At 43.5% G+C, this 20721-nt stretch carries 17 protein-coding genes and 1 pseudogene; 8 read left to right on the top strand and 10 right to left on the bottom strand.

The window, feature by feature from the left end; translation table 11 throughout:
* The 7 genes from acs to AC0VYG_RS10685 form a co-directional block, all read right to left on the bottom strand.
* On the bottom strand, positions 1–1956 hold the full coding sequence (acs, locus tag AC0VYG_RS10715) for an acetate--CoA ligase (RefSeq protein ID WP_475432261.1): 1956 nt from the start codon (positions 1954–1956) through the stop codon (positions 1–3).
* A gap of 228 nt (positions 1957–2184) precedes the next feature.
* The gene (locus tag AC0VYG_RS10710) at positions 2185–4377 is read right to left on the bottom strand and encodes an OsmC domain/YcaO domain-containing protein (protein WP_475432260.1); all 2193 of its coding nucleotides are present in this window, start codon (positions 4375–4377) and stop codon (positions 2185–2187) included.
* A 556-nt stretch (positions 4378–4933) separates the two neighbouring features.
* Positions 4934–6613 carry an AMP-binding protein gene (locus AC0VYG_RS10705; RefSeq protein WP_475432259.1) on the bottom strand — a complete coding sequence of 560 codons (1680 nt, stop codon included), beginning with the start codon at positions 6611–6613 and terminating at the stop codon, positions 4934–4936.
* Positions 6614–6679: 66 nt separating this feature from the next.
* Positions 6680–7447 (bottom strand): 3-hydroxyacyl-CoA dehydrogenase, encoded by a 768-nt coding sequence (locus AC0VYG_RS10700; protein WP_475432258.1) that lies wholly within the window; start codon positions 7445–7447, stop codon positions 6680–6682.
* Between the two features lie 32 nt (positions 7448–7479).
* The gene (locus AC0VYG_RS10695; protein WP_475432257.1) at positions 7480–8637 is read right to left on the bottom strand and encodes an acyl-CoA dehydrogenase family protein; all 1158 of its coding nucleotides are present in this window, start codon (positions 8635–8637) and stop codon (positions 7480–7482) included.
* 80 nt (positions 8638–8717) lie between these two features.
* The gene (locus AC0VYG_RS10690) at positions 8718–9905 is read right to left on the bottom strand and encodes a thiolase family protein (protein WP_475432256.1); all 1188 of its coding nucleotides are present in this window, start codon (positions 9903–9905) and stop codon (positions 8718–8720) included.
* A complete protein-coding gene (locus AC0VYG_RS10685; protein ID WP_475432255.1) occupies positions 9895–10110 on the bottom strand; it encodes a hypothetical protein in 216 nt (71 codons plus the stop codon). The genes AC0VYG_RS10690 and AC0VYG_RS10685 overlap by 11 nt, the downstream gene beginning before the upstream one ends.
* A gap of 156 nt (positions 10111–10266) precedes the next feature.
* Here AC0VYG_RS10685 and AC0VYG_RS10680 point away from each other — a divergent pair, with 156 nt between their 5' ends.
* Positions 10267–11283, top strand: coding sequence for an AraC family transcriptional regulator (locus AC0VYG_RS10680; protein ID WP_475432254.1), 1017 nt, complete (start codon positions 10267–10269; stop codon positions 11281–11283).
* A 53-nt stretch (positions 11284–11336) separates the two neighbouring features.
* Here the strand turns inward: AC0VYG_RS10680 and AC0VYG_RS10675 are convergent, their stop codons facing one another.
* The gene (locus tag AC0VYG_RS10675; protein ID WP_475432253.1) at positions 11337–12200 is read right to left on the bottom strand and encodes an SDR family oxidoreductase; all 864 of its coding nucleotides are present in this window, start codon (positions 12198–12200) and stop codon (positions 11337–11339) included.
* Between the two features lie 112 nt (positions 12201–12312).
* Here AC0VYG_RS10675 and AC0VYG_RS10670 point away from each other — a divergent pair, with 112 nt between their 5' ends.
* Positions 12313–12678, top strand: coding sequence for a MerR family transcriptional regulator (locus AC0VYG_RS10670; protein WP_475432252.1), 366 nt, complete (start codon positions 12313–12315; stop codon positions 12676–12678).
* Positions 12679–12969: 291 nt separating this feature from the next.
* On the opposite strand, the pseudogene AC0VYG_RS10665 reads toward AC0VYG_RS10670, so the two are convergent.
* Positions 12970–13803: pseudogene (locus AC0VYG_RS10665) on the bottom strand (threonine ammonia-lyase); the annotation flags it as partial.
* 609 nt (positions 13804–14412) lie between these two features.
* Between AC0VYG_RS10665 and AC0VYG_RS10660 the strand changes: the two are divergent.
* From AC0VYG_RS10660 to AC0VYG_RS10650, 3 genes are all read left to right on the top strand, one after another.
* Positions 14413–15609: a hypothetical protein gene (locus AC0VYG_RS10660; protein ID WP_475432251.1), complete on the top strand. Its 1197-nt coding sequence runs from the start codon at positions 14413–14415 to the stop codon at positions 15607–15609.
* Positions 15610–15622: 13 nt separating this feature from the next.
* Positions 15623–16237: an ATP-binding cassette domain-containing protein gene (locus AC0VYG_RS10655; protein WP_475432250.1), complete on the top strand. Its 615-nt coding sequence runs from the start codon at positions 15623–15625 to the stop codon at positions 16235–16237.
* Between the two features lie 161 nt (positions 16238–16398).
* Positions 16399–16557: a hypothetical protein gene (locus tag AC0VYG_RS10650; RefSeq protein WP_475432249.1), complete on the top strand. Its 159-nt coding sequence runs from the start codon at positions 16399–16401 to the stop codon at positions 16555–16557.
* A gap of 58 nt (positions 16558–16615) precedes the next feature.
* Here the strand turns inward: AC0VYG_RS10650 and AC0VYG_RS10645 are convergent, their stop codons facing one another.
* The gene (locus tag AC0VYG_RS10645; protein ID WP_475432248.1) at positions 16616–17515 is read right to left on the bottom strand and encodes a LysR family transcriptional regulator; all 900 of its coding nucleotides are present in this window, start codon (positions 17513–17515) and stop codon (positions 16616–16618) included.
* Positions 17516–17662: 147 nt separating this feature from the next.
* On the opposite strand from AC0VYG_RS10645, the gene AC0VYG_RS10640 reads away from it, so the two are divergent.
* The 3 genes from AC0VYG_RS10640 to AC0VYG_RS10630 are packed head-to-tail and all read left to right on the top strand — an operon-like array spanning position 17663 to position 20578.
* On the top strand, positions 17663–18841 hold the full coding sequence (locus AC0VYG_RS10640; RefSeq protein WP_475432247.1) for a M20 aminoacylase family protein: 1179 nt from the start codon (positions 17663–17665) through the stop codon (positions 18839–18841).
* Positions 18842–18896: 55 nt separating this feature from the next.
* Complete coding sequence (locus AC0VYG_RS10635; protein WP_475432246.1) at positions 18897–19109, top strand: DUF3311 domain-containing protein; 213 nt, start codon at positions 18897–18899, stop codon at positions 19107–19109.
* On the top strand, positions 19106–20578 hold the full coding sequence (locus AC0VYG_RS10630; protein WP_475432245.1) for a sodium:solute symporter family protein: 1473 nt from the start codon (positions 19106–19108) through the stop codon (positions 20576–20578). The genes AC0VYG_RS10635 and AC0VYG_RS10630 overlap by 4 nt, the downstream gene beginning before the upstream one ends.
* Positions 20579–20721 lie beyond the last annotated feature (143 nt).

Genomic DNA, 20721 nt, shown 5'->3' with positions numbered 1-20721 from the left:
TTAGGATTTCATATTTAAACGGTTATCGATTAAATCATCAACCACACTTGGGTCCGCCAAGGTACTTGTGTCTCCTAATTGATCCTGTTCATTGGCCGCAATCTTACGCAAAATACGGCGCATAATTTTGCCTGAGCGAGTTTTTGGTAACCCTTTGTTCGCCCACTGAATCAAATCAGGCGTGGCAATAGGCCCTATCTCACTACGCACAAACTGCTTAAGCTCTTTCATCAAGTCATCACTTGGCTGAACACCGTCTACCAAGGTCACGTACACATAAATACCCTGCCCCTTGATGTCGTGTGGATAACCAACCAGTGCGGCTTCTGCAACCGATGGATGAGCGACCAGCGCACTTTCTATCTCAGCGGTACCAAGACGATGGCCAGAGACATTCAATACATCGTCCATGCGACCAGTAATCCAATAGTGACCATCTTCATCCCGGGAAGCACCATCACCAGTGAAATACATGCCTTCAAAAGTACTGAAATAGGTCTGTTCAAAACGCTCATGATCACCATACACAGTACGCGCTTGACCAGGCCAAGAATCGACAATAACTAAGCCGCCTTCAGCAGGTCCGTTGCCTTGCTGCAATTCACCTTGAGCATCGACAAGAGCAGGCTGAACGCCAAACAAAGGCCCAGTACATGACCCAGGCTTCGCATTGGTCTGTACAACACGGGGGGTCATCATCATGCCACCCGTTTCCGTTTGCCACCAAGTATCGACAATCGGACAATTGCTCTTACCAAACTGAGTGAAATACCAAGACCAAGCTTCAGGGTTAATTGGCTCACCCACACTGCCCAATACACGTAACGAATCACGTCGGCTGCTGCTGATTGGCTCATCCCCTTTTGCCATTAAGGCACGAATGGCCGTTGGCGCTGTATAAAGAAGCGACACTTGGTATTTATCCACGACACGACCAATGCGACCAGAATCAGGGTAAGTGGGCACCCCTTCAAACAAGACGCTGGTTGCTCCGTTAACGAGTGGGCCGTAAACCATATAACTGTGTCCGGTAATCCAACCAACATCCGCAGCACACCAATAGACATCGTCTGGTTTTAGATCAAAGGCGACCTCATGGGTCAAAGAGGCGTACACCAAATAGCCGCCCGTGGTGTGCACGACGCCCTTTGGTTTACCCGTTGAACCAGATGTATACAGAATAAACAAAGGATCTTCCGCATTCATAGGTTCAGCCGGACATAAGGTCGACTCTTTTGCTACTTCTGCGGCCCAATCCAAATCGCGCCCTTCCACCCAAGGCACGTCTTTTTGGGTATAACGATAAACCAGAACACACTCAACCGAAGGGCATTTATTGTTCTCAAGAGCAGCATCAACATTATGCTTAAGAGGTATAGTGTTGCCCGCACGACGACCTTCATCTGATGTCATCACCAGTTTAACGCTACTGTCATTCAAGCGATCCGCAATGGCGTTGGCTGAAAAGCCGCCAAAAATGACGGAGTGAATCGCCCCAATACGGGCACAAGCCAACATGCTATAAACGGCCTGCGGAATCATCGGCATATAAATGGCCACTCGATCGCCTTTTTTAATGCCTTGACGTTTCAACACATTAGCAAGTCGACCCACTTCATCATGTAATGTTTGATAGGTAATGGCGCTCTTATCGGCATTTTCGCCATCCCCTTCTAGATAGTAGGCGATTTTATTGGCATGCTTTTCCAAATGACGATCAATACAGTTGTAAGCCGCGTTTAACTCGCCGTCTTCAAACCATTTGATGCTCACGTTGCCACGTGCGAAGGAGGTATTTTTTACTTTGGTGTAGGGAGTAAACCAATCTAGACGTTGGCCTTCTTTTTCCCAGAATGCATCTGGGTTCTGTACTGACTCTTGATAGCGAGCGTTAAACTCCGACTCACTGATATTTGCGTTCTTTACGACTGAATGCGATGGTGACAATGACTCCATGATCCGCTCCATTATTAAAGTTGTTTTGAGGATGCTAAGAGCAACTATAGACAATAAAAAGAGAAGGTCTATTAAACTTTAGTCTTAGAGCCTTAGCTGTATACATAATTGAGTGTCCCATACATCCTCTACTTTGATGCGATCTAAGTCAATATTTCACCAGCACACAAAAAAAGCGTCTCATTTGAAACGCTTTTTGTACACAAAGCTATTTAATCGACCCAATCGCTACGATGACTTTCCTACGTTCGCTTGACGGGCTTGATGAAGTTTTTTGTAGCTTTCAATCAAACGTAAATGAGGCTCGATACCTTCAAGCTGCATGCTGGTTTTTGTGAGGCCATAAAAACGCACCTCACCCGTCACGGAACCTACGACGTTTTCCATCACCTCTTTGCCAAACATGCGATTAAAACTATGAATAAAGTCTTCCAACGCTAACTCATCGTCTAACGTCACTTCTAACACGCAATTCATGGCTTGATAGAAGAGGCCGCGTTTTACGGTGTTGTCATTAAATTGTAGATACTCACCAACTAGCTCTAACGCCTCTTCGTGTTCACCCAGGGCCAAATAAATCAGTATCTTCAGTTCCATGATGGTTAACTGGCCCCACACCGTATTGTCATCAAACACAATACCAATCAGGGTAGCAATGTCGGTGTAGTTATCAAGCTGACTGTCTTCTAAACGCGTCACTAAGTCGGCAAGCTGTTTGTCACTTAACGAATGCAGATTGAGAATATCTTCACGATAATCCAAAGCCTTATTGGTATTATCCCAGACTAAATCTTCCACTGGATACACTTCAGAATAATCTGGAACCAAAATACGGCAAGCGGACGAACCCAAGTCGCTCAGTTCTGCAACATACACCTCTTTGCCTAAGCCTTCCAAGATGCCAAACAGTGCACTGGCCTCTTCCTCACTGGTGCCAGAAAAATCCCACTCACAGAACTCGTAATCCTGCTTATCACTGAAGAAACGCCAAGAGATCACACCTGTAGAATCGATAAAGTGTTCAACAAAGTTTTCAGGCTCACTTACCGCCATGCTGTTAAATGTGGGTTTAGGCACGTCATTCAAACCTTCAAAACTACGGCCTTGCATTAATTCCGTTAGGCTACGCTCCAAAGCCACTTCAAAACTTGGGTGCGCCCCAAATGAGGCAAAGACACCGCCCGTTTTAGGATTCATCAGCGTCACATTCATTACCGGGAATTGCCCCCCTAGGGAAGCGTCTTTCACTAGGATGGGAAAGCCTTGCTCCTCCAGAGCCTGAATTCCTGCCAGGATACTTGGGTATTTTGCCAAGACTTCCATAGGCACATCAGGCAAGACAATTTCGTCTTCGATAATTTGGCGTTTAACGGCACGCTCTAAAATTTCCGATAAACATTGTACTTGTGCTTCTTGTTGGTTATTACCTGCGCTCATGCCATTGCTTAAAAACAAGTTTTCGATCAGGTTTGACGGGAAATACACCGTTTCGCCATCAGACTGGCGTGTATAAGGAATGGCACAAATACCACGCTCTTTATTGCCTGAGTTGGTATCAATTAAATGGGAACCACGCAGCTCGTCATCTGGGTTATAAATGTCCAGGCAGTAATCATCTAAGATGCCTTCTGGCAGAACGTCGTCTTCTGTTAGTGCAAACCATTTTTCATTGGGGTAATGGACAAATTCGCTGTTGGCGATTTCTAGCCCAAAGAATTGATCATTGTAGAAAAAGTTATTGTTCAAACGCTCGATAAATTCACCAAGAGCCGAGCATAATGCACTCTCTTTCGATGCCCCCTTACCATTGGTAAAACACATTGGCGACGCGGCATCACGAATATGCAGCGACCACACATTGGGCACGATATTACGCCATGATGAGATTTCAATCTTCATACCAAGGTCTGCCAGCAGCGACGTCATATTGGCAATGGTTTGTTCTAGTGGTAAGTCTTTCCCAGGAATAAAGGTGTTGGACGAGCCATCGGGCTGCCCCATTAACATCGCGTTAGCATCAGCGTCCAGATTGGCAACGGTTTCAATCTTAAATTCCGGCCCTGTTTGCACCACCTTCTTAACGGTACAGCGTTCAATAGAACGTAAAATTCCTTGGCGATCTTTATCGGATATATCGTCCGGTAACTCGACCTGAATCTGGAAAATTTGATTGTAACGGTCTTCTGGATCGACAATATTATTCTGTGACAAGCGGATATTATCCGTCGAGATATCGCGCGCTTTGCAATACACCTTAACGAAATACGCCGCACACAACGCAGAAGACGCTAAAAAATAATCAAATGGGCTTGGCGCAGAACCATCCCCTTTGTAGCGAATTGGCTGATCGGTGATCACGGTAAAATCATCAAACTTGGCTTCCAGTCTCAGATTGTCGAGAAAATTAACTTTGATTTCCATTAAACAGGGTTTCCACTTGTATATGCGAGTTGCTCAACCAACACCGTTTATCGGCTAGGGTGAGTCATTAGCAGGAATTATCCGTGATAGATGGGGGCCGAGTAAAATCAAATCGGCTTTTTAAGGAAATTAGATGCCATAACAGCCACTTTTCAATAGTGATGGATGCACCACTACTTTGTTTGCATCACTGGTGAAGAGACAATTTTGTTTGATGGGGTGTTTTTCGTAACCAAAGAAATAAAGGCTAGGCCAAACAAAGACCCAATTAGGGTATGAACTGGGAGCGCTGAACGATACGTAAGTAACGGTTCAACCATTAGATTTCTCCCTAGAGCCTAATGCTAGAAATCACCTCAGGTAAAAAGCAGAGCCGCTTTTTGACGTCCGCATGAATTGTCTTGTTAAGTTCATGTGGAAAATCATACGCGTTTATAATGTTATCCATAGCCTGTTATTCCAAGGCTATAAATCACTATCCCTTGATGCTAAAAGACTTTTTTATTAACTACCAGTATATAGTGCGCAATTGAGTTATTTTAAATAGTCCCAAATCTCAATGTGGCAATGTTTCATCTACATCCAAATGCTCCAAGCGTTCTTCAGCAGCGGCACGTTGTCGCAGTAGAAAGCGTTGAAGTTTACCACTGGAGGTCTTTGGTAGTTCGTCTAAGAACTCGATTTCCCTTGGGAAAGCATGAGCGGATAGATGCTGACGAACAAATTGCTGCAATTCCTCCATAAGCATAGACCCAGCCTCGTATTCAGGCTTGATCACAACATAGGCTTTAATGATGCTGCCCCTTTTTTTATCGGGTTTTCCAACCACTGCACTCTCCGTCACGGCGGGATGCTTAAGCAAGGAACTTTCCACATCCACTGGCCCAATTCGGTATCCTGAAGAGGCAATAATGTCATCATCCCGTCCGGCATAAGAATGTGAGCCATCACCATGACTGATCACGATGTCGCCCGTGAGGTAATATTTTCCTCTAAATGGATTCTTCTCTTCCCAGGTGTAACCTTGGAAGAAGAATTGCGGTGACGCTTCAAGGTCAACCGCCAGTTCTCCCGTTTCACTCGGCCCCACTTCATTTAACTGATCATCCAGCGCGACTAAGCGATAACCAGGTAACGGATAACCCATGCAGGCGGTACGTTCCTCATGGTCTAAAGCATGAAAGTTAGCGGACGTCATACCCGTTTCGGTTTGCCCATATTGGTCTTTCACGGAACAGCCAAATGAGCGCTGAACCCAACTAATTACTTCAGGATTTAGTGGTTCACCCGCACTGCTCGCCACTCTAAGATGGATCGCCGCATACTCAGCAAGTTGATTTTCATTAGCCATTAAGAGTCTGTAGGCGGTAGGTGCCGCAGCTAAATTGGTGATGCGGTAATCTTGTAGGAACTTAAAGGTATTATCTGCCGTAAATCCCTGTTCATTAAAATGCGTGGTACAACCTAACAGTAATGGTCCGACCACGGCATAGTACAGCCCATACGCCCAACCTGGATCAGCGACGTTCCAAAAACGATCATCTGGACGTAATTCAATGGCATAAGTCATATAGATCCAAAAAGGGATCAAAGCTTTCGCGGGAATAGACACCCCCTTGGACTTCCCTGTTGTCCCTGAGGTGAACATTTGTAAGAAAGGATCGTCTTTACCAATTAAAACGGGCTCAAACTGGTCCGATTGATTTGATTGAGCCTGATCGAACAAGGCATCCGCCTGAGACGCATAGTGATCGTCAGAATCGGCAATTAATAGCGTTTTTGGCAAAACCTCAATCTCGCCAAGTTTTGGCCATTGGTCGGAGTTGGTAACAATCAGTTTTGTGTTGGCTTGATTCAAACGATATTCAATGGCATCACCACCAAATGCAGTAAACAATGGCTGATACACCGCCCCCACTCTAAGAGTGCCTAATATGGTAATTAACAACTCAGGCGTGCGAGGTAACAGGCCTGCAACTCGATCTCCTTTACCTATGCCTTGAGAATAAAGATAGTTAGCAAATTGTGCCGAACGGTTCTTTAACGTCTTAAAACTCATCTCACCGCTTGAGCCATCTGCTCGTTCATAGCGAAGCGCTATCTTATCGGTACTAGCATAACGGTCACAGATCTCTACACAGACATTTATTCCGGTATCAAGACAGCCAACAAACTGCTCTTCGACCATGGATGAAGAGAATTCTTTAATAAACGTTTCATATTTCATCTTGTTCATGTCTAAGCCCCATAATTTGTTGTTATTTTTATCGTTTGCATAGAGTCTAGCGCGTTAAATAACAAGCTAACGTGGTGCCATACGAATGGCCCCATCAAGTCTAATAACATCGCCATTTAGATAGGAATTACGAATTATATGAGCCGCTAAAGAGGCATACTCTTGCGGATCACCAAACCGTTTGGGATGTTGTACCATCTTAATGAGTGGATCACGCACCTCATTGCTCATTTCTTTCATCATTGGGGTATCGAAAATCCCTGGTGCAATGGTCATAACGCGGATCCCCAGATTCGCCAAATCCCGGGCAACAGGCAACGTCATCCCTACGATACCCGCCTTACTCGCCGCATAGGCGGCTTGACCTACCTGACCGTCATATGCCGCAACTGATGATGTATTGATGATCACACCCCGTTCGCCATCTTCATTCGGCTCATTTTTCGCCATCTGCTCAGCGGCCAAACGTAGCACATTAAATGTCCCCAGCAGATTAATGTTGATGACCTGGGAAAATGCCTGCAAAGAAAGCACACCGTGACGCCCTAGGGTTTTACCACTTGGTGCGATACCAGCGCAGTTGATACAAACATGGATGGCGCCAAAATGATCAACCACCTTTGCGATCCCCGCTTCCACGGCGGCCGTATTAGTGACATCGACGTTGACAAAGATAGCGTGTCCGTTGAGTTGATGAACGAGTGCCTCGCCAGCCTCTTGGTTCAAATCAAAGATGGCTATCTGAGCCCCTTTTTGCACTAATTGTAAACAAGTTACCAATCCAAGGCCGGAAGCTCCGCCTGAGACGATGACCACTTTTTTATTAATATCCATTAGCGAGTCCCTCATGAGACGGTCTCAATTTTTTAAGCGATTTCACGTAATAACTCTCTTGCAATAATGACCCGCTGAATCTCACTGGTTCCTTCATAAATAGAGGTTATCCTTACATCGCGGGTATAGCGCTCTAGTGGAAAATCTTTGATATAACCATAACCGCCCATGAGCTGTAGGGCCGTGTAGCAAGCTTGATTGGCTTTTTCAGAGGCAAATAACTTGGCCATTGAGGCTTCTTTAGAAAAAGGCCGATTTTTTGCTTTCTTATCCGCCGCATTCAACAGCAGCAAACGAGCCGCTTCTAAATCGGTGAAGGCGTCCGCCAGCATCCATTGCAAGCCTTGGAAGTTCGCTAGCTGCTTACCAAATTGCTGACGATCAGTAATATAAACTCGGGCATAATCCATCGCCGCTAGGCCAATTCCCAGAGCCATGGATCCCACGCCAATACGTCCACCCGCCAGTTCCCCCACAGCGATTTTGAAGCCTTGATTAAGCTCACCCATTAATGCGCTTTTAGGAATACGACAGTCTTCAAAAATCACTTCATTCGTGGCCGCAGCGCGTTGCCCCATTTTTCTTTCCGCTTTAGAGATGCTTAAACCCGATGTGTTGTTTTCGACCAGAAAGCAGGAAATCCCTTTGCCTCTAGGCTGACTCTTGTCCGTCACGGCCCAGACGACAAAAACCCCCGCGTACTCAGCACTACTGATAAATTGTTTAGCCCCGTTAAGAACCCACTCTTCCCCATCGAGAAGTGCCGTCGTTTTTATGTTTGAAGGGTCAGAGCCCGCCATGGTTTCTGTCAGGCAAAAGCCACCTGCCGGATACTCACCACTGCACAGTTTGGGTAAGTAGTGTCTCTTTTGCTCTTCAGAGGCAACCGCTTGAATGACTTCGGCAACCATATTGGTCACGGAAAGCGTCAGAGCGGTTGAAGAGCACGCCCTGGCGATTTCGGTAATGGCTAGACTAAATGCCACCGTTCCCGCCGCAGTGCCTCCGTATTCGCTATCGATATTTAAGCCCATGAACCCTAGATCCGCCAATTTCTCTAGGTTTTTAAGAAAGAGCGCTCGATCACCGTCATGATCCAGCTTTTCAGCAACGGGAGCCAACTCAGCCTGAGCAAACTTACGTGCCATATTTTGAATCATTTGTTGGTCTTCCGTTAAGCTCATGTCCATCAGACAAATCTCTTTATAAACTGATTAATCAAAATAACCGCAGCAGAATGTGACGATATAAATGTCCTTCTCTGTGTTTCTTACATGATTTCAATGGCGATCGCCGTCGCTTCCCCTCCGCCAATGCATAAAGATGCCACCCCACGTTGTTTCCCCAATCGTTTAAGAGCATAAATTAGAGTGACCAACACCCGAGCGCCGGAACAGCCAATAGGGTGCCCAAGTGCACACGCACCACCGTGAACATTGACCTTTGCTGGGTCTAATGCCAGCTTTTGTATGGCAAGCATGGTTACCACAGCAAAAGCTTCGTTTATCTCATAAAGATCAACGGCATCGCTGGACCAGGTCACCTTATCCAACAATTTTTGGATGGCAGAAATGGGGGCTATCGAGAATTCGGCAGGAGTTTGGGCATGTGTCATATGTCCAACAATGCGTGCCAATGGCGTTAAGCCTCGGGCTTTGGCTTCCTTTTCAGGCATCAATATGAGCGCCGCCGCCCCATCGGAGATGGAGCTAGAATTGGCTGCCGTGATCGTACCATCCTTTGCAAAAGCGGGACGTAACTGAGGGATTTTATCTGGGCTGGCTTGGCTCGGTTGCTCGTCTGTCGAAACGCTTATCTCACCTTTTCTTGTCTTCAGGGTGACAGGAACAATTTCATTATCGAACCAACCTTCGTTGATCGCTTGGTTGGTGCGACGGAGTGATTCAATGGCAAAGTCATCCATCGCGGCCCTACTGACGTTAAAGCGATCCGCTGTGGCTTGGGCAAAGGCTCCCATTAAACCACCTTCATAGGCATCTTCCAGACCATCAAGGAACATGGAATCCAGCACTTCACCATGTCCCATACGCATGCCACTGCGAACTTTGGGCAATAAATAAGGCGACCGACTCATGTTTTCCATGCCGCCAGCGACCATAATAGTACTTGTACCAGCCTTGATTTGATCATGAGCATCCATTACCGCCTTCATGCCAGACCCACACATTTTATTCACCGTGGTACAAGCAGTAGATTGGGCTAACCCAGCACCAAGTGCCGCCTGACGGGCTGGCGCCTGCCCTAAACCGCCCGCTAATACACACCCCATGATGACTTGATCAATTTCACTGGTCGTCAGACCGGATCGCTCTACGGCCGCTTTGATGGCAGTCGCCCCTAGTTGCGGGGAAGGCACATCGCTCAGAACACCTATTAACCCTCCAATTGGAGTACGGGTCGCGGCAACAATAACAATAGCATCTTGGTTATATGACATGATTTTTCCCTTGATGGGATAGCCCATTCTTTTTATTTTGCTTACTCGTCACTCCCTGACGGCATATCTCTTTATTTTCATTGAGTTTTGTCACCCGATCTTTCAGAGCCATTAAGCTCTGTTTGTCCCATGTATTAGCGGATGGGTTATTGATCGTGATGACAGCCGTTTGACCAGTCACCTCAACGAGTATTTTGTGAGACATGGGCGATACCTTACTTATTTTTTTATGTGGCTCTTGGTTCAGTGTGGCTAAAAAAGAGGTATCCATAAATGACAGAAAGAGACAAAATGAGTCACAGAATGTGACACCCTATTGGCCTATGCACTATTCTATGACCGATGCATTAAGGGACTTTTTATGGCAACCGTTGACAATCACTATGTAAGAGCGGCCTTACGATGTGCTCAACGCCACGGCGTTTCAATAAACCAATTGATGGAAACAATGGGACTCTCTTGGGAGCAACTGGAAACGCCCCAAGGCAGAACCCATGGGGATCAGATGACAAAGTTGGTACAAATGATATGGGCAGAATTAAGAGACGAGTTTATGGGCTGTACTGAACACCCCTGTAAAACTGGCGCTTTTGCCTTTATGACTCGCCATACGATGCATTATGATTCATTAGAAGCCGTCTTAGAACAAGGCATACTGTTCTATAACCTGTTTACGGATGATATCCAGATGAAACTGGTGCAACAGGGAAAAAGCACCAGCATAGAAATTGAATTTGCCCGTCCCGATCTCGACCCAGATCATTATTTTCAAGAGTTTTGGATGGTCATCTGGCACCGCTTTGCCAGTTGGATTATTAATAAGAAAATCCCCTTAATCGAAACCCATTTCACCTATGCCAAACCTCAATATCACGCCGAGCTGAACTACCTATTCCCCTGCCAACATTATTTCAACCGTTCAGTGCTTAAATTCTGTTTTAGCAACGCATTTTTAGCGCAAACGCCTGTCAGAACACAACATGAGCTGTCCCTGTTCCTCAAAAACTCCCCTGCAAACTTAATTACCATTCCAGGAGAAGAACTGAGTTATCAAGGACGCATTCGTTCACTTCTCCTTCATCAAGACAGCAAAGTCCTTAAATGCCCTTCTTTTGAATCGCTTGCCGACGCATTTAATATGACGCCACAGACTCTAAGGCGAAAACTAAAGCAAGAAGGCAGCTCTTATTCCATGTTAAAAGAGGCAATTAGGCGCGATGTATCAATAGAAAAGCTTTTCTCACAAAAGCTAAGCGTCTCAAAAGTCGCTCGCCTACTCGGCTACGCCGAGCCTCGATCCTTTTCAAGAGCCTTTAAAGAATGGACGGGCGCAACACCAACTGACTATATGAAGCAAAGAAAGAAAACAGAGGACTAAACGAGCACCAGTGCTGTTTTCATCCGACGCACATAGCTTGAGGAACAAGCCCGCTATTCTAGGAACTTTTTAATCACCATGTCAGTTTGTTGTTTGCCCGTTGGGTCTGCTTGAGTTTTAAAGCGACATAAATCTTCTGCCCAGCTGGAGGTACGGATACGCAATGGTGGCTCATCTTGTGAAATCACCCCCAGAATAACGTTCGCAACGTCTGTCGGCGTTTGAAAAGAATCCACCTCACCTCTTTCTACCCGACGCTCTCGCCCTCCAACATATTTGGCAAGAATGGGGCTGTATTCATCTTCAATAAAACCGCCTGTTTGCATAATGCGACTCATAACATTATTGACAAATTCGGTACTGATTCCTCCTGGCTCAACTAGACTAAATTTGATGCCAAAAGCCGGCTGCACATAGGTAGCAAGTGATTCGGTATAGCCTTCAACAGCAAATTTCGCCGCGCAATATATTTCATTAAAAGGCTGCCCAACAAGCCCTCCGACAGAACTGACATTGATTATACGACCACTGGATTGTTGTCGCATAACAGGCAAGACCGCACGGGTACAACGCACAACCCCATTAAAATTAATGTCCATGATAGTTTGAACGTCTTCGTCAGTCGCCTGTTCCGTGGTACGCACGTAACCTGCTCCAGCATTATTCACCAGAATATCAATCCGACCATACTCAGCAAGCACGTGTTTAAAACAGGTTTCGACACTTTCAGCGCTTTGCACATCAAGGGGCAAAACGGTGATAGACACCTTCTCACTCTCTGCTTTGCTTAATAACGTGGCTTGTTTGCTAAGATTGCGCATGGTTGCAATGGTAGTGTAACCCTCTTTTGCCAACATAACGGCCAGCTCTAACCCCACCCCTGATGAGGTCCCTGTAATGACAGCGACTTTATTCATTTTTACTCCCCTTATCCTATTGCTCTGGAAAAAATCGATTCTATTAGGCATTATGGAAGTTAGAGTGCGCTCTAAGTCAAGCGTAATATCAAACGATTAAATGGCGACCTTTATGACAAGCTACAATATAAACAAAATGTCCGAAGTGACGGGCCTAAGCCCCCATACACTCAGGTATTACGAAAAAGAATTCATGGTGCTAGATGTGGCACGGGACGCCAGTGGGCACAGGTATTATTCAGAAAATCATGTTAAAGCCATTCACTTTATTTCTGCCCTGCGACGAACTGGTATGCCTATTAGAGAAATAAAGCGCTACATTGAGCTTTATAAATCAGGCTCAAGTACAGTAGAACAAAGACTGGATTTATTAAAACAACATGAGCAACGCGTTGAAGAAGACCTTAAAAAGACCCAACAAAGCTTATTATTGATACAAGAAAAAATTCAGCATTACCATGAGCTTTACGATTTATAAGTGATTATCGTAAAGACTGGTTATGAGTAAATTCCTCAATCGGATAGGCCCCTTTATGGTTTCTCACACTTTAGGCTAAACAACTATTACATTGCTGAACACCTTGTCGCTCACAGAAAGTCTTCTGGGGTTTCAATAAAACCACGTCCAATAGCATGGCAGCGAGTCCTGGAAGGCAAATTCAAACAATCCATATTCAAAAAGTTTCCCTGACCAAATTGCTTAATCCATTGTGATGCTAATCGACCCAAACTTTGTCACTTCTAATATATCAGCTCCCTTCCTCTCTTATTAAGCACGATTGGAGCCAGTAAGAATTATCGCTATATTACCATTTAATTTTCTTTCTTTACTTATAGCCATAACCCCTGCTATTCCAGCAGCGCCTGATGGTTCTAGTACAATGTCATCATTTTCTTCAGCGTCATTCATTGCTTTCAAAATTTGCTGGTCAGTCACAAGAACCATTTCGTCTACAAGCGTTTGTATATCCTCTACAGCCTCAGGAATAGGAACTCTAACCGCTAAACCGTCAGCTACTGTGTCCACAAAGTTCCGTATTATCGGCTTTGACTGCTTCCAACTGGCATACATTGAGTCAGCCCCTTCAGGGACAACAGCAATTATTTTTGTGCCAGGAGATGAAGATTTGATCCATCGAGCAACGCCCCCAACTAGAGCGCCATTTCCCAATGAAATATACACCTCATCAAAATATATCCCACTTTTCACTAGTTCAATGCCAATACTACCTGCGCCTTCAGAAACAGATACATCTTTACCGTCTTCCAAAAAGGCATAATCATGATCAAGACTGTATTTTTTAGCTTGCTTTTTAGCACTATCAAAGTCATCACCAAAGACCATGATTTGGGCACCTAATGATTTAATTTTATTCACTTTTAGTTGATTGGCATTTTGAGAAACAAAAACAGTAAGAGGACGGTGTTGTTTTTTACAGCTCCAAGCCAAAGCTAGCCCCCAATTACCTGCGCTGGCACATACTATAGGGCGTATATCTTTCTGATGTGCTGCCGTAAACATATAATTTTCTGCTCCCCTTGCCTTAAAGCAACCAATAGGATTATGGGTTTCATCTTTTAGCCAAATTTTTACATGGAGTAATTCGCTTAAATAGAACCAATATACTCGGCACTAATTTTCGTATTTTTCCTGTATATTGATAATATTTTCAAATCTAAACTATCCACTTTAACCTCGTATGCAATTATTTAAGGAGTTGTGTCACCATATAGTCAATTTTGAATTAGATCAAAAACCCTATGTTAGGACTGGAACATGATACAGAGCAAGGATACACTTTAAAAACTAAGCCCCCTTATTGCCTCAATGGTAAATTTATCCATTTAGCCAACAAAAACAACAAAGATAGCCCGCGCTCAATGGACTTTTTACTACTTGAAGAACCTATCGACTCAGCCATCTAAGAAGAAGCAGTTGTAATATTCCTTGATATTGTCATCGTTGTCGTTTAATCAGTTGGGCGCACCTAATCTCGGTTTCCTGTACGAAGGTCTCGACCGCCGAAAGTGGCGAGTAGTTGTTTTTACTCATGGAGTAACTTAGTATTAGTGAAGACTAAGCACTATTTTTAATTACACATACATATCGATCTAAACTTTACAATAGAAGATACTAACATTATTTGAAATCCTATTAAATTTCTATAGACGAATCAGCAAAATAGAAACACTTGTAAGGAAAAAATACATTATGCAATCAGCATATAGCAGATTAGTATCTATAAGAATTCGCTGGTATTCATTCTCAACCGCCCGCCTTATCATGAAACATTGGCACTGGGTGATACTTTCTATGCTCTTCATCCCCATGGGAATGCCTTTGATTAGGCTTTTACAATCAGCAGCATTTCCTCTTTTAGCGCTTTTTTCTCCAAACCAGAGCATCTTCTGGTACGTTAGTTATATCCTAATTCTGCAGTTAATTGCTATCACTTGGGTGCTTCTACAAAAAAAATTCATTCAGGGAGGGAAGTTTATGGCATATATCTCTACTCTTCCTATCTCTCATACAACTCATACAAAAGTAAACCTAACACTATTGCTCATGGCCAATAGCATTTTATTAATCATTATGATTAGCGCTGTCTTAATATCCTCTTTTAATATGGTATTGAAAAGCAATTTTGAAATACTATCAATTATCACTTTACTTATATTAACACTCATCGCTCAACTAGCTACTCTAGAAAAAATGCTGACCATTTTGCCTTTAACTTTTTTGGCTGACTGGTTGTTAGCCTTCAGCTTAACCAGCGATAACACTATCACTATTTTTTTAATAAATGGAGGTGGACTGATTTTATCTATTTTCGCAGTTTGCTTGCCCCCTCTTCCCAAACGAGTCAGAAAAAAACCAAATAGGCGCCCCCATGCAGATTCATTTAGCTACAAAAAAAATTTCCTTCCCATCACGCTCATAATTCAATGTAAAACCCTGACAAATAAAATAAGCCATACCATTATACTCATAGGTTCGACACTAAGTTTAACAATAGTAACATTTTTTTATTCTCTCTCATTACCTGCATTGGTATTGATTATGAGTGTTATCGCTTTCATTCTTAGCGGTTTTTATAGGACTCTTTATTCAGCCCATATTCAAATGCATAATTACAGCAACACCTTACCACTGAAGCAATATTTCTGGGCGATACGAGATATGGTTTTCATTACCAGCATAGGAATGATGTATCTAGCTCTGTTATTTTTACCTTTTTTATGGCAATCTCAAACAGGCCTATATAAAACTCTATTCCTTTGTTCTGCCTATATTTTACTGTTGATTACCCTTCGCTTACCTTTATTATATGGAGGTAATCATACAGTCTTGCTCAGTGTTGTACTGACCGTTTGCTGGGCAGGCTCGGTCATCAGCATTATTCTTTAATATGGATTCATCTATGCTAAAATTCGAAAATCTTTATAAGTCCTTTGCTAGCCGCACGATTTTTAACGGTATAAGCCATAGCTTTGACCATGGCACATATGCTCTACAAGGACCAAATGGTGTAGGAAAATCAACGCTACTGAAAATACTTTCTGGTGCCATTTCTGCTGACAAGGGAAGAATTTGGATAAACAATGTTAGTTTAATTGACTCACCAGAACTCGCCCGAAGCTATCTATCTTATGTACCCGATGAAAGTCCAGTCTACCCTTTTATAACAGGCAAAGATTTTCTTGAGTTTGTTGCTTTGGCTAAAAAAACAAAACTTGATCATAAAGTAATAAAAATAGCCGAAAATTTTGATTTAACATCACACTTTGAAAGTCAATTTTCTACTATGTCTATTGGGACACAAAAAAAGTTTATGCTTTGTACTGCATGGATAGGAGACCCAAAAGTATTTTTGATAGATGAACCTAGTAACGCTATTGATGTATTGGCAAGAGCAGAACTCACCAATCTTATTAAAGAAACATCAAAAAATAGCACAATACTGTTTACTTCCCACGATGATGATTTTGTCAAAGCAACACAAGCATCTATTATTTATATGAATGATATTCTATAGCTTATCATCTAAAAACAAACATCACATTTAATAATTTAAATACACAAAATTTAGAGCCAAATCATTTTGTTATCGTCACTCGTATCTAAAAAGTAGCTAGAGCATCAAGTTCGTTTACTAACCACCAATATGTAGCCAACCCCACAAGCCTTGGAACAGAAATGGGTAAGCTGGTCAAAGGATGCTTCTCCAGTGCATCGCGTCGAATGGCTAAAAAGTGGACTCTACCACTGGTTGAGCATCCCAAAGCAGAGCACGACTTGCCGCTGGATGATCCGCAGTGGTTGATTGATCAGCTTATAAAGCGAAAACATGACTAATCGATTTAAGTGTTAACTGAAAAAACTTAAAAAGTGAGCATGCATTCTTCTCATTCGGTCACAAGTGGTTGTTATCTAATGAACATTTTCTAGCAACATCTATCATGTTCTGAATCGTTGGAGTAACTAAGTCTCGTCGCCATACCAGCATCAGTTCTAGTGGTAGGTCGAGATCATCAAGCTCTAGAGCAATAATGCCTGATGGTAGGTTGGACGTCGCCATTCTTGGAACTATGGTACATCCCACCCCCGATGCGACCAAAGACAGCATAGTTGCATTGTCACTTCCTCGTTCAATTACATTTGGAATGAAGTTATTTTGGTGAAAGTGACTAATCAGATGGTCGTGGTAATTGAATGTTGCTTCACGATCAAACCAGATAAAGCCATGCTGACCAATGTCAGCGAGTTTTTTAGGCGGTTTTTTTGCTAACTCAGAATCGCTTTGTGTCACCAAAACTAATCGATCAGTATAAAGTTTGATGGTATCTAGGTTTGAGTCAGGAGGAGGAAAAAACAATAGCCCTACATCCAATTGACCTCGTTGTAGAGCGGTAACTTGCGGGCCAGAAAGCATGGTATTTAATTTCAACATCACTTCTGGAAAGCGAGTGCGAAAGGCCCTAAGGAACTCTGTTACTCCCTTTATCCACAAATGCATGACGGTTATGCCGACAACCAGCTCTCCAATATTGCCTTGATCAATTAGACGCGCTTTCTGTTCAGCTCGCATAAGTTGGTGCAATATTTTTTGTATATCATCATAAAAGGCTTGTCCTGCAGCGGTCACCTTTACGCCTCGTGACATTCTTTTCAGTAGCTTAACCCCTAGCTCTTCTTCTAAAGCACGCACTTGTCGTGTCAAAGCAGGTTGTGCAATGTGGATTCGACGAGCTGCGGCAGAAAAAGAACACTCGTCAACGACGGCAATATAGTAACGAAGCTGTTTTAAATCCATATTAAACTCATTTAGCCATACTTTTTTGGCATGGAGGATGGTCATAATTGATATTTTTATCATAACTTAAGTGATGCTAGATTGAAAAAGTAAACCGTAGATTACTCAAGTAACTGTAAATATTGTTTTATATGTTAGGAGATTGTTATGGAGAGCTTTTTTTCTGATCAGCTAAATGAACTCAAAGCATTGCGACATGATTTTCACCGCAACCCTGAATTGGGTTTCAAAGAAGAGCGAACCGCATCTAAGGTTAAGGAAATTTTAACGACATTAGGCTTTCCGTTTGTTAGTGGTTTAGGGGTTACCGGTATTGTCGCTACAGTTGAAGGTACATTACCTGATAATGGTAAGCGAGTAGGCCTAAGAGCCGATATGGATGCGCTGCCGATGTATGAAAAATCCAATCATGATCACTGTTCGGAAAACCTCGGGTGCATGCATGCATGTGGGCATGATGGACACACCACTATTTTGCTAGCGGTCGCTAAATATCTTGCTGAAAATCGTGATTTTTCTGGCATCATTTATTTGATTTTCCAACCCGCTGAAGAACGTGGTGGTGGTGGCCGTGAAATGGTTAAAGATGGACTGTTTGAGCGGTTCCCAATGGATGCTATTTTTGGCTTACACAACTGGCCTTATATAGATGCAGGAAAAATTGCCGTATTGGATGGTCCTGCTATGTCGTCAGTCGATATTCTTGAGCTTGAAATCAAAGGTGTCGGTGGCCATGGTGGTGCAACGCCTCATCTGACCAAAGATCCTATTCGCATTGCCGGCACTCTCATCCCAGCATTACATTCTATTGTTAGTCGTGAAATAGATCCGCAAGAGCCAGCGGTGCTCAGCTTGTGCTCTATTCAGGCCGGACAGCTTTCAGCCTTTAATGTTATTCCAGATACCGCGCAGTTGAGTGGAACAGTACGTACTTTCTCTAAGGCGGTTCAGGATCGGATACAAGAAAGTGTTGAACGTATTAGTGCTGGCATCGCTGCAAGTTTTGGGGCTGAAATCAAAGTGGATTATCAGCGTATTTTTCCAGCTACCGTTAATGATGTAGAAAAGGCGCAGTTTGTTCGTGACACCATCAAAGCCATCTTTCCAGAAGGCACACTTGATGAGACGGTTAAACCATCCATGGCGGGTGAAGATTTCTCATTTATGCTCAACGCTTGTCCGGGAGCCTATATTTTTCTAGGTAGCGGAAAGGGAGTGAACTCGGAGCCGTTACACAGTCCATTTTTTGACTTCAATGATGATGTCATTCCTATTGGCGGCAAACTTCTTGTCTCTATTGCGCTACGCGCACTCAATGATAATTAGTTCAAAACTTGGCTAATTTAAACAGAGTTAACGCTGTTTTAACTTGGAGAACACTATGAAGCGAAAAACACCAATGCACCCTGTGATGATGCTCTATTTTCTGATTTGCATCTTAGCCTTAATTTGGCCTGGAGCGACCATAGCCAACCGTATTGATCCGATGATTCTAGGGCTACCGTTTATCATATTCTGGTACTTATTATGGTTCTTTATCACATTTATAGGTTTGGTCATCTGCTATCGTACAGAAGAAGGAGATGAATCATGACTTCATCTTCTATGCTAATTACAGCCATTACTGTGGGTTACCTAATTCTGGTTTTGTTTGTTGGGATTTGCGCTAAGCGTGGTCAAAAATCAACATTAGAAAATTATGTGGCTGGTGGCCGACATATGGGTTTTCTGGTGTTGTTCTTTATCTTTGGCGCAGAGATTTTTTCGGCCTTCGCTTTTCTAGGGGCGCCTGGTTGGTCCTACAGTAAGGGTGTGCCTGCTTTATATATATTAAGCTATCTAACATTAGGCACTATTGTATGGTGGTTGATGGCTCCGAGTATTAGTAATGCTGGTCGTAAGAAAGGATTTTTGACTCAGGCTGAGTACCTTAGTGATCGCTACCCTAGTAATATTTTGGCGATAGTTATAGGTGTGGTTAGTTTAGGGGCAATGATTCCCTATCTAACGATTCAGATATCAGGGGCAGGGTTACTTTTCCAGAGTGCGACAGGGGGCGAGGTGCCTTTTTGGGTTGGTTCATTGGCGGCTACTGCCGTGGTGGCTATCTATGTCTTCGTTAGTGGCTTAAGTGGAATCGGCTGGACCAATTTGATCCAGGGACTCATGATGGTTGGTATCGCCTGGTATCTCGGATTAGCAGTACCTGAGCATTTTTTTGGTGGTGTTGGTCCTATGTTTGAACAGCTTAAAGAGCAGGCTCCACAGTATTTAACTATGCCAGGGGCTAAAAACATGGGCTGGGGAGCTTTTTCTACTGCTGTGCTAGTGAGTTCTCTCGGCATCGTGATGTGGCCGCATATTTTTATGAAGTTCTACAGTGCCAAAAATAGTCGAACGCTAAAACGTGTTTTTGTGTTCTATCCGTTATACGCATATATTTTGGTTCCGCTTTTGTTTATCGGCTTTGCTGGTGTATTAGTATTTCAAGTGCAACCTTTGCATAAGGCGGATGAAGTACTGTTGAAATTGGTTGTTGATCAAGGAGCATTTCCACCCTGGATAATTGGTATTGTCTTATCCGGTGCTATGGCTGCTGCAATGTCCACCGCCTCTAATCTAGCTCATAGTAGTGCCTCTATTTTGACACGAGATATAATTTATCGTCTTCCTGGTGGTTCACGCTTAGATGACGGTAAATTACTCATGTTAACCAAGGTTGGGGTGATCATTGTCTCATTGGCTGCTTATGCTTTGGCTATGACGAAACCCACATCATTAGTAGCATTACTACTAGGGGCTTATGGCATTATCGTACAGTTATTACCAATGCTAATTGGTGCGTTATGGTGGAAGCGAGCCTCAACTAAAGGGGCCGTGGCTGGTTTACTCGTTGGGTCTGCACTCACACTGACCTTTCAGTTAAGTTCTTTAACCGCACCTTGGGGATGGAATAGTGGTTTCTTCAGTTTGATCATAAATGCAATTATCTTTGTTGTGATCAGCAAAATGAGCTCAGAATCTCAAACTAATCAGATGGCTAGGGCAGTACCTGAATCTTAACAGGCTATTTACTCTGTAAGAAAAAAGTCTCGCTACAAAGTTGAGGCTTTTTACAACCATTTAGGGTCAGATGCTGAGGTATCCCCACAAAATCTCAATATAGATCAAAAAGTTAGTACAAGAAGGGAACGTTCATAGCCCTT

Source organism: Marinomonas sp. 63XJN7_7_ISO-PGPR-S23-202, from assembly GCF_056173505.1.
Note: the sequence above shows the minus strand (reverse complement) of the source record. Positions and strands in the feature narration are given on the sequence as shown.

What these genes read in the sequence shown, in the direction of transcription:
- acs (WP_475432261.1), bottom strand. Translation starts at nt 1,956, where the DNA reads ATGGAGTCATTGTCACCATCGCATTCAGTCGTAAAGAACGCAAATATC.
- AC0VYG_RS10710 (WP_475432260.1), bottom strand. Translation starts at nt 4,377, where the DNA reads ATGGAAATCAAAGTTAATTTTCTCGACAATCTGAGACTGGAAGCCAAG.
- AC0VYG_RS10705 (WP_475432259.1), bottom strand. Translation starts at nt 6,613, where the DNA reads ATGAACAAGATGAAATATGAAACGTTTATTAAAGAATTCTCTTCATCC.
- AC0VYG_RS10700 (WP_475432258.1), bottom strand. Translation starts at nt 7,447, where the DNA reads ATGGATATTAATAAAAAAGTGGTCATCGTCTCAGGCGGAGCTTCCGGC.
- AC0VYG_RS10695 (WP_475432257.1), bottom strand. Translation starts at nt 8,637, where the DNA reads ATGGACATGAGCTTAACGGAAGACCAACAAATGATTCAAAATATGGCA.
- AC0VYG_RS10690 (WP_475432256.1), bottom strand. Translation starts at nt 9,905, where the DNA reads ATGTCATATAACCAAGATGCTATTGTTATTGTTGCCGCGACCCGTACT.
- AC0VYG_RS10685 (WP_475432255.1), bottom strand. Translation starts at nt 10,110, where the DNA reads ATGTCTCACAAAATACTCGTTGAGGTGACTGGTCAAACGGCTGTCATC.
- AC0VYG_RS10680 (WP_475432254.1), top strand. Translation starts at nt 10,267, where the DNA reads ATGGCAACCGTTGACAATCACTATGTAAGAGCGGCCTTACGATGTGCT.
- AC0VYG_RS10675 (WP_475432253.1), bottom strand. Translation starts at nt 12,200, where the DNA reads ATGAATAAAGTCGCTGTCATTACAGGGACCTCATCAGGGGTGGGGTTA.
- AC0VYG_RS10670 (WP_475432252.1), top strand. Translation starts at nt 12,313, where the DNA reads ATGACAAGCTACAATATAAACAAAATGTCCGAAGTGACGGGCCTAAGC.
- AC0VYG_RS10660 (WP_475432251.1), top strand. Translation starts at nt 14,413, where the DNA reads ATGCAATCAGCATATAGCAGATTAGTATCTATAAGAATTCGCTGGTAT.
- AC0VYG_RS10655 (WP_475432250.1), top strand. Translation starts at nt 15,623, where the DNA reads ATGCTAAAATTCGAAAATCTTTATAAGTCCTTTGCTAGCCGCACGATT.
- AC0VYG_RS10650 (WP_475432249.1), top strand. Translation starts at nt 16,399, where the DNA reads ATGGGTAAGCTGGTCAAAGGATGCTTCTCCAGTGCATCGCGTCGAATG.
- AC0VYG_RS10645 (WP_475432248.1), bottom strand. Translation starts at nt 17,515, where the DNA reads ATGGATTTAAAACAGCTTCGTTACTATATTGCCGTCGTTGACGAGTGT.
- AC0VYG_RS10640 (WP_475432247.1), top strand. Translation starts at nt 17,663, where the DNA reads ATGGAGAGCTTTTTTTCTGATCAGCTAAATGAACTCAAAGCATTGCGA.
- AC0VYG_RS10635 (WP_475432246.1), top strand. Translation starts at nt 18,897, where the DNA reads ATGAAGCGAAAAACACCAATGCACCCTGTGATGATGCTCTATTTTCTG.
- AC0VYG_RS10630 (WP_475432245.1), top strand. Translation starts at nt 19,106, where the DNA reads ATGACTTCATCTTCTATGCTAATTACAGCCATTACTGTGGGTTACCTA.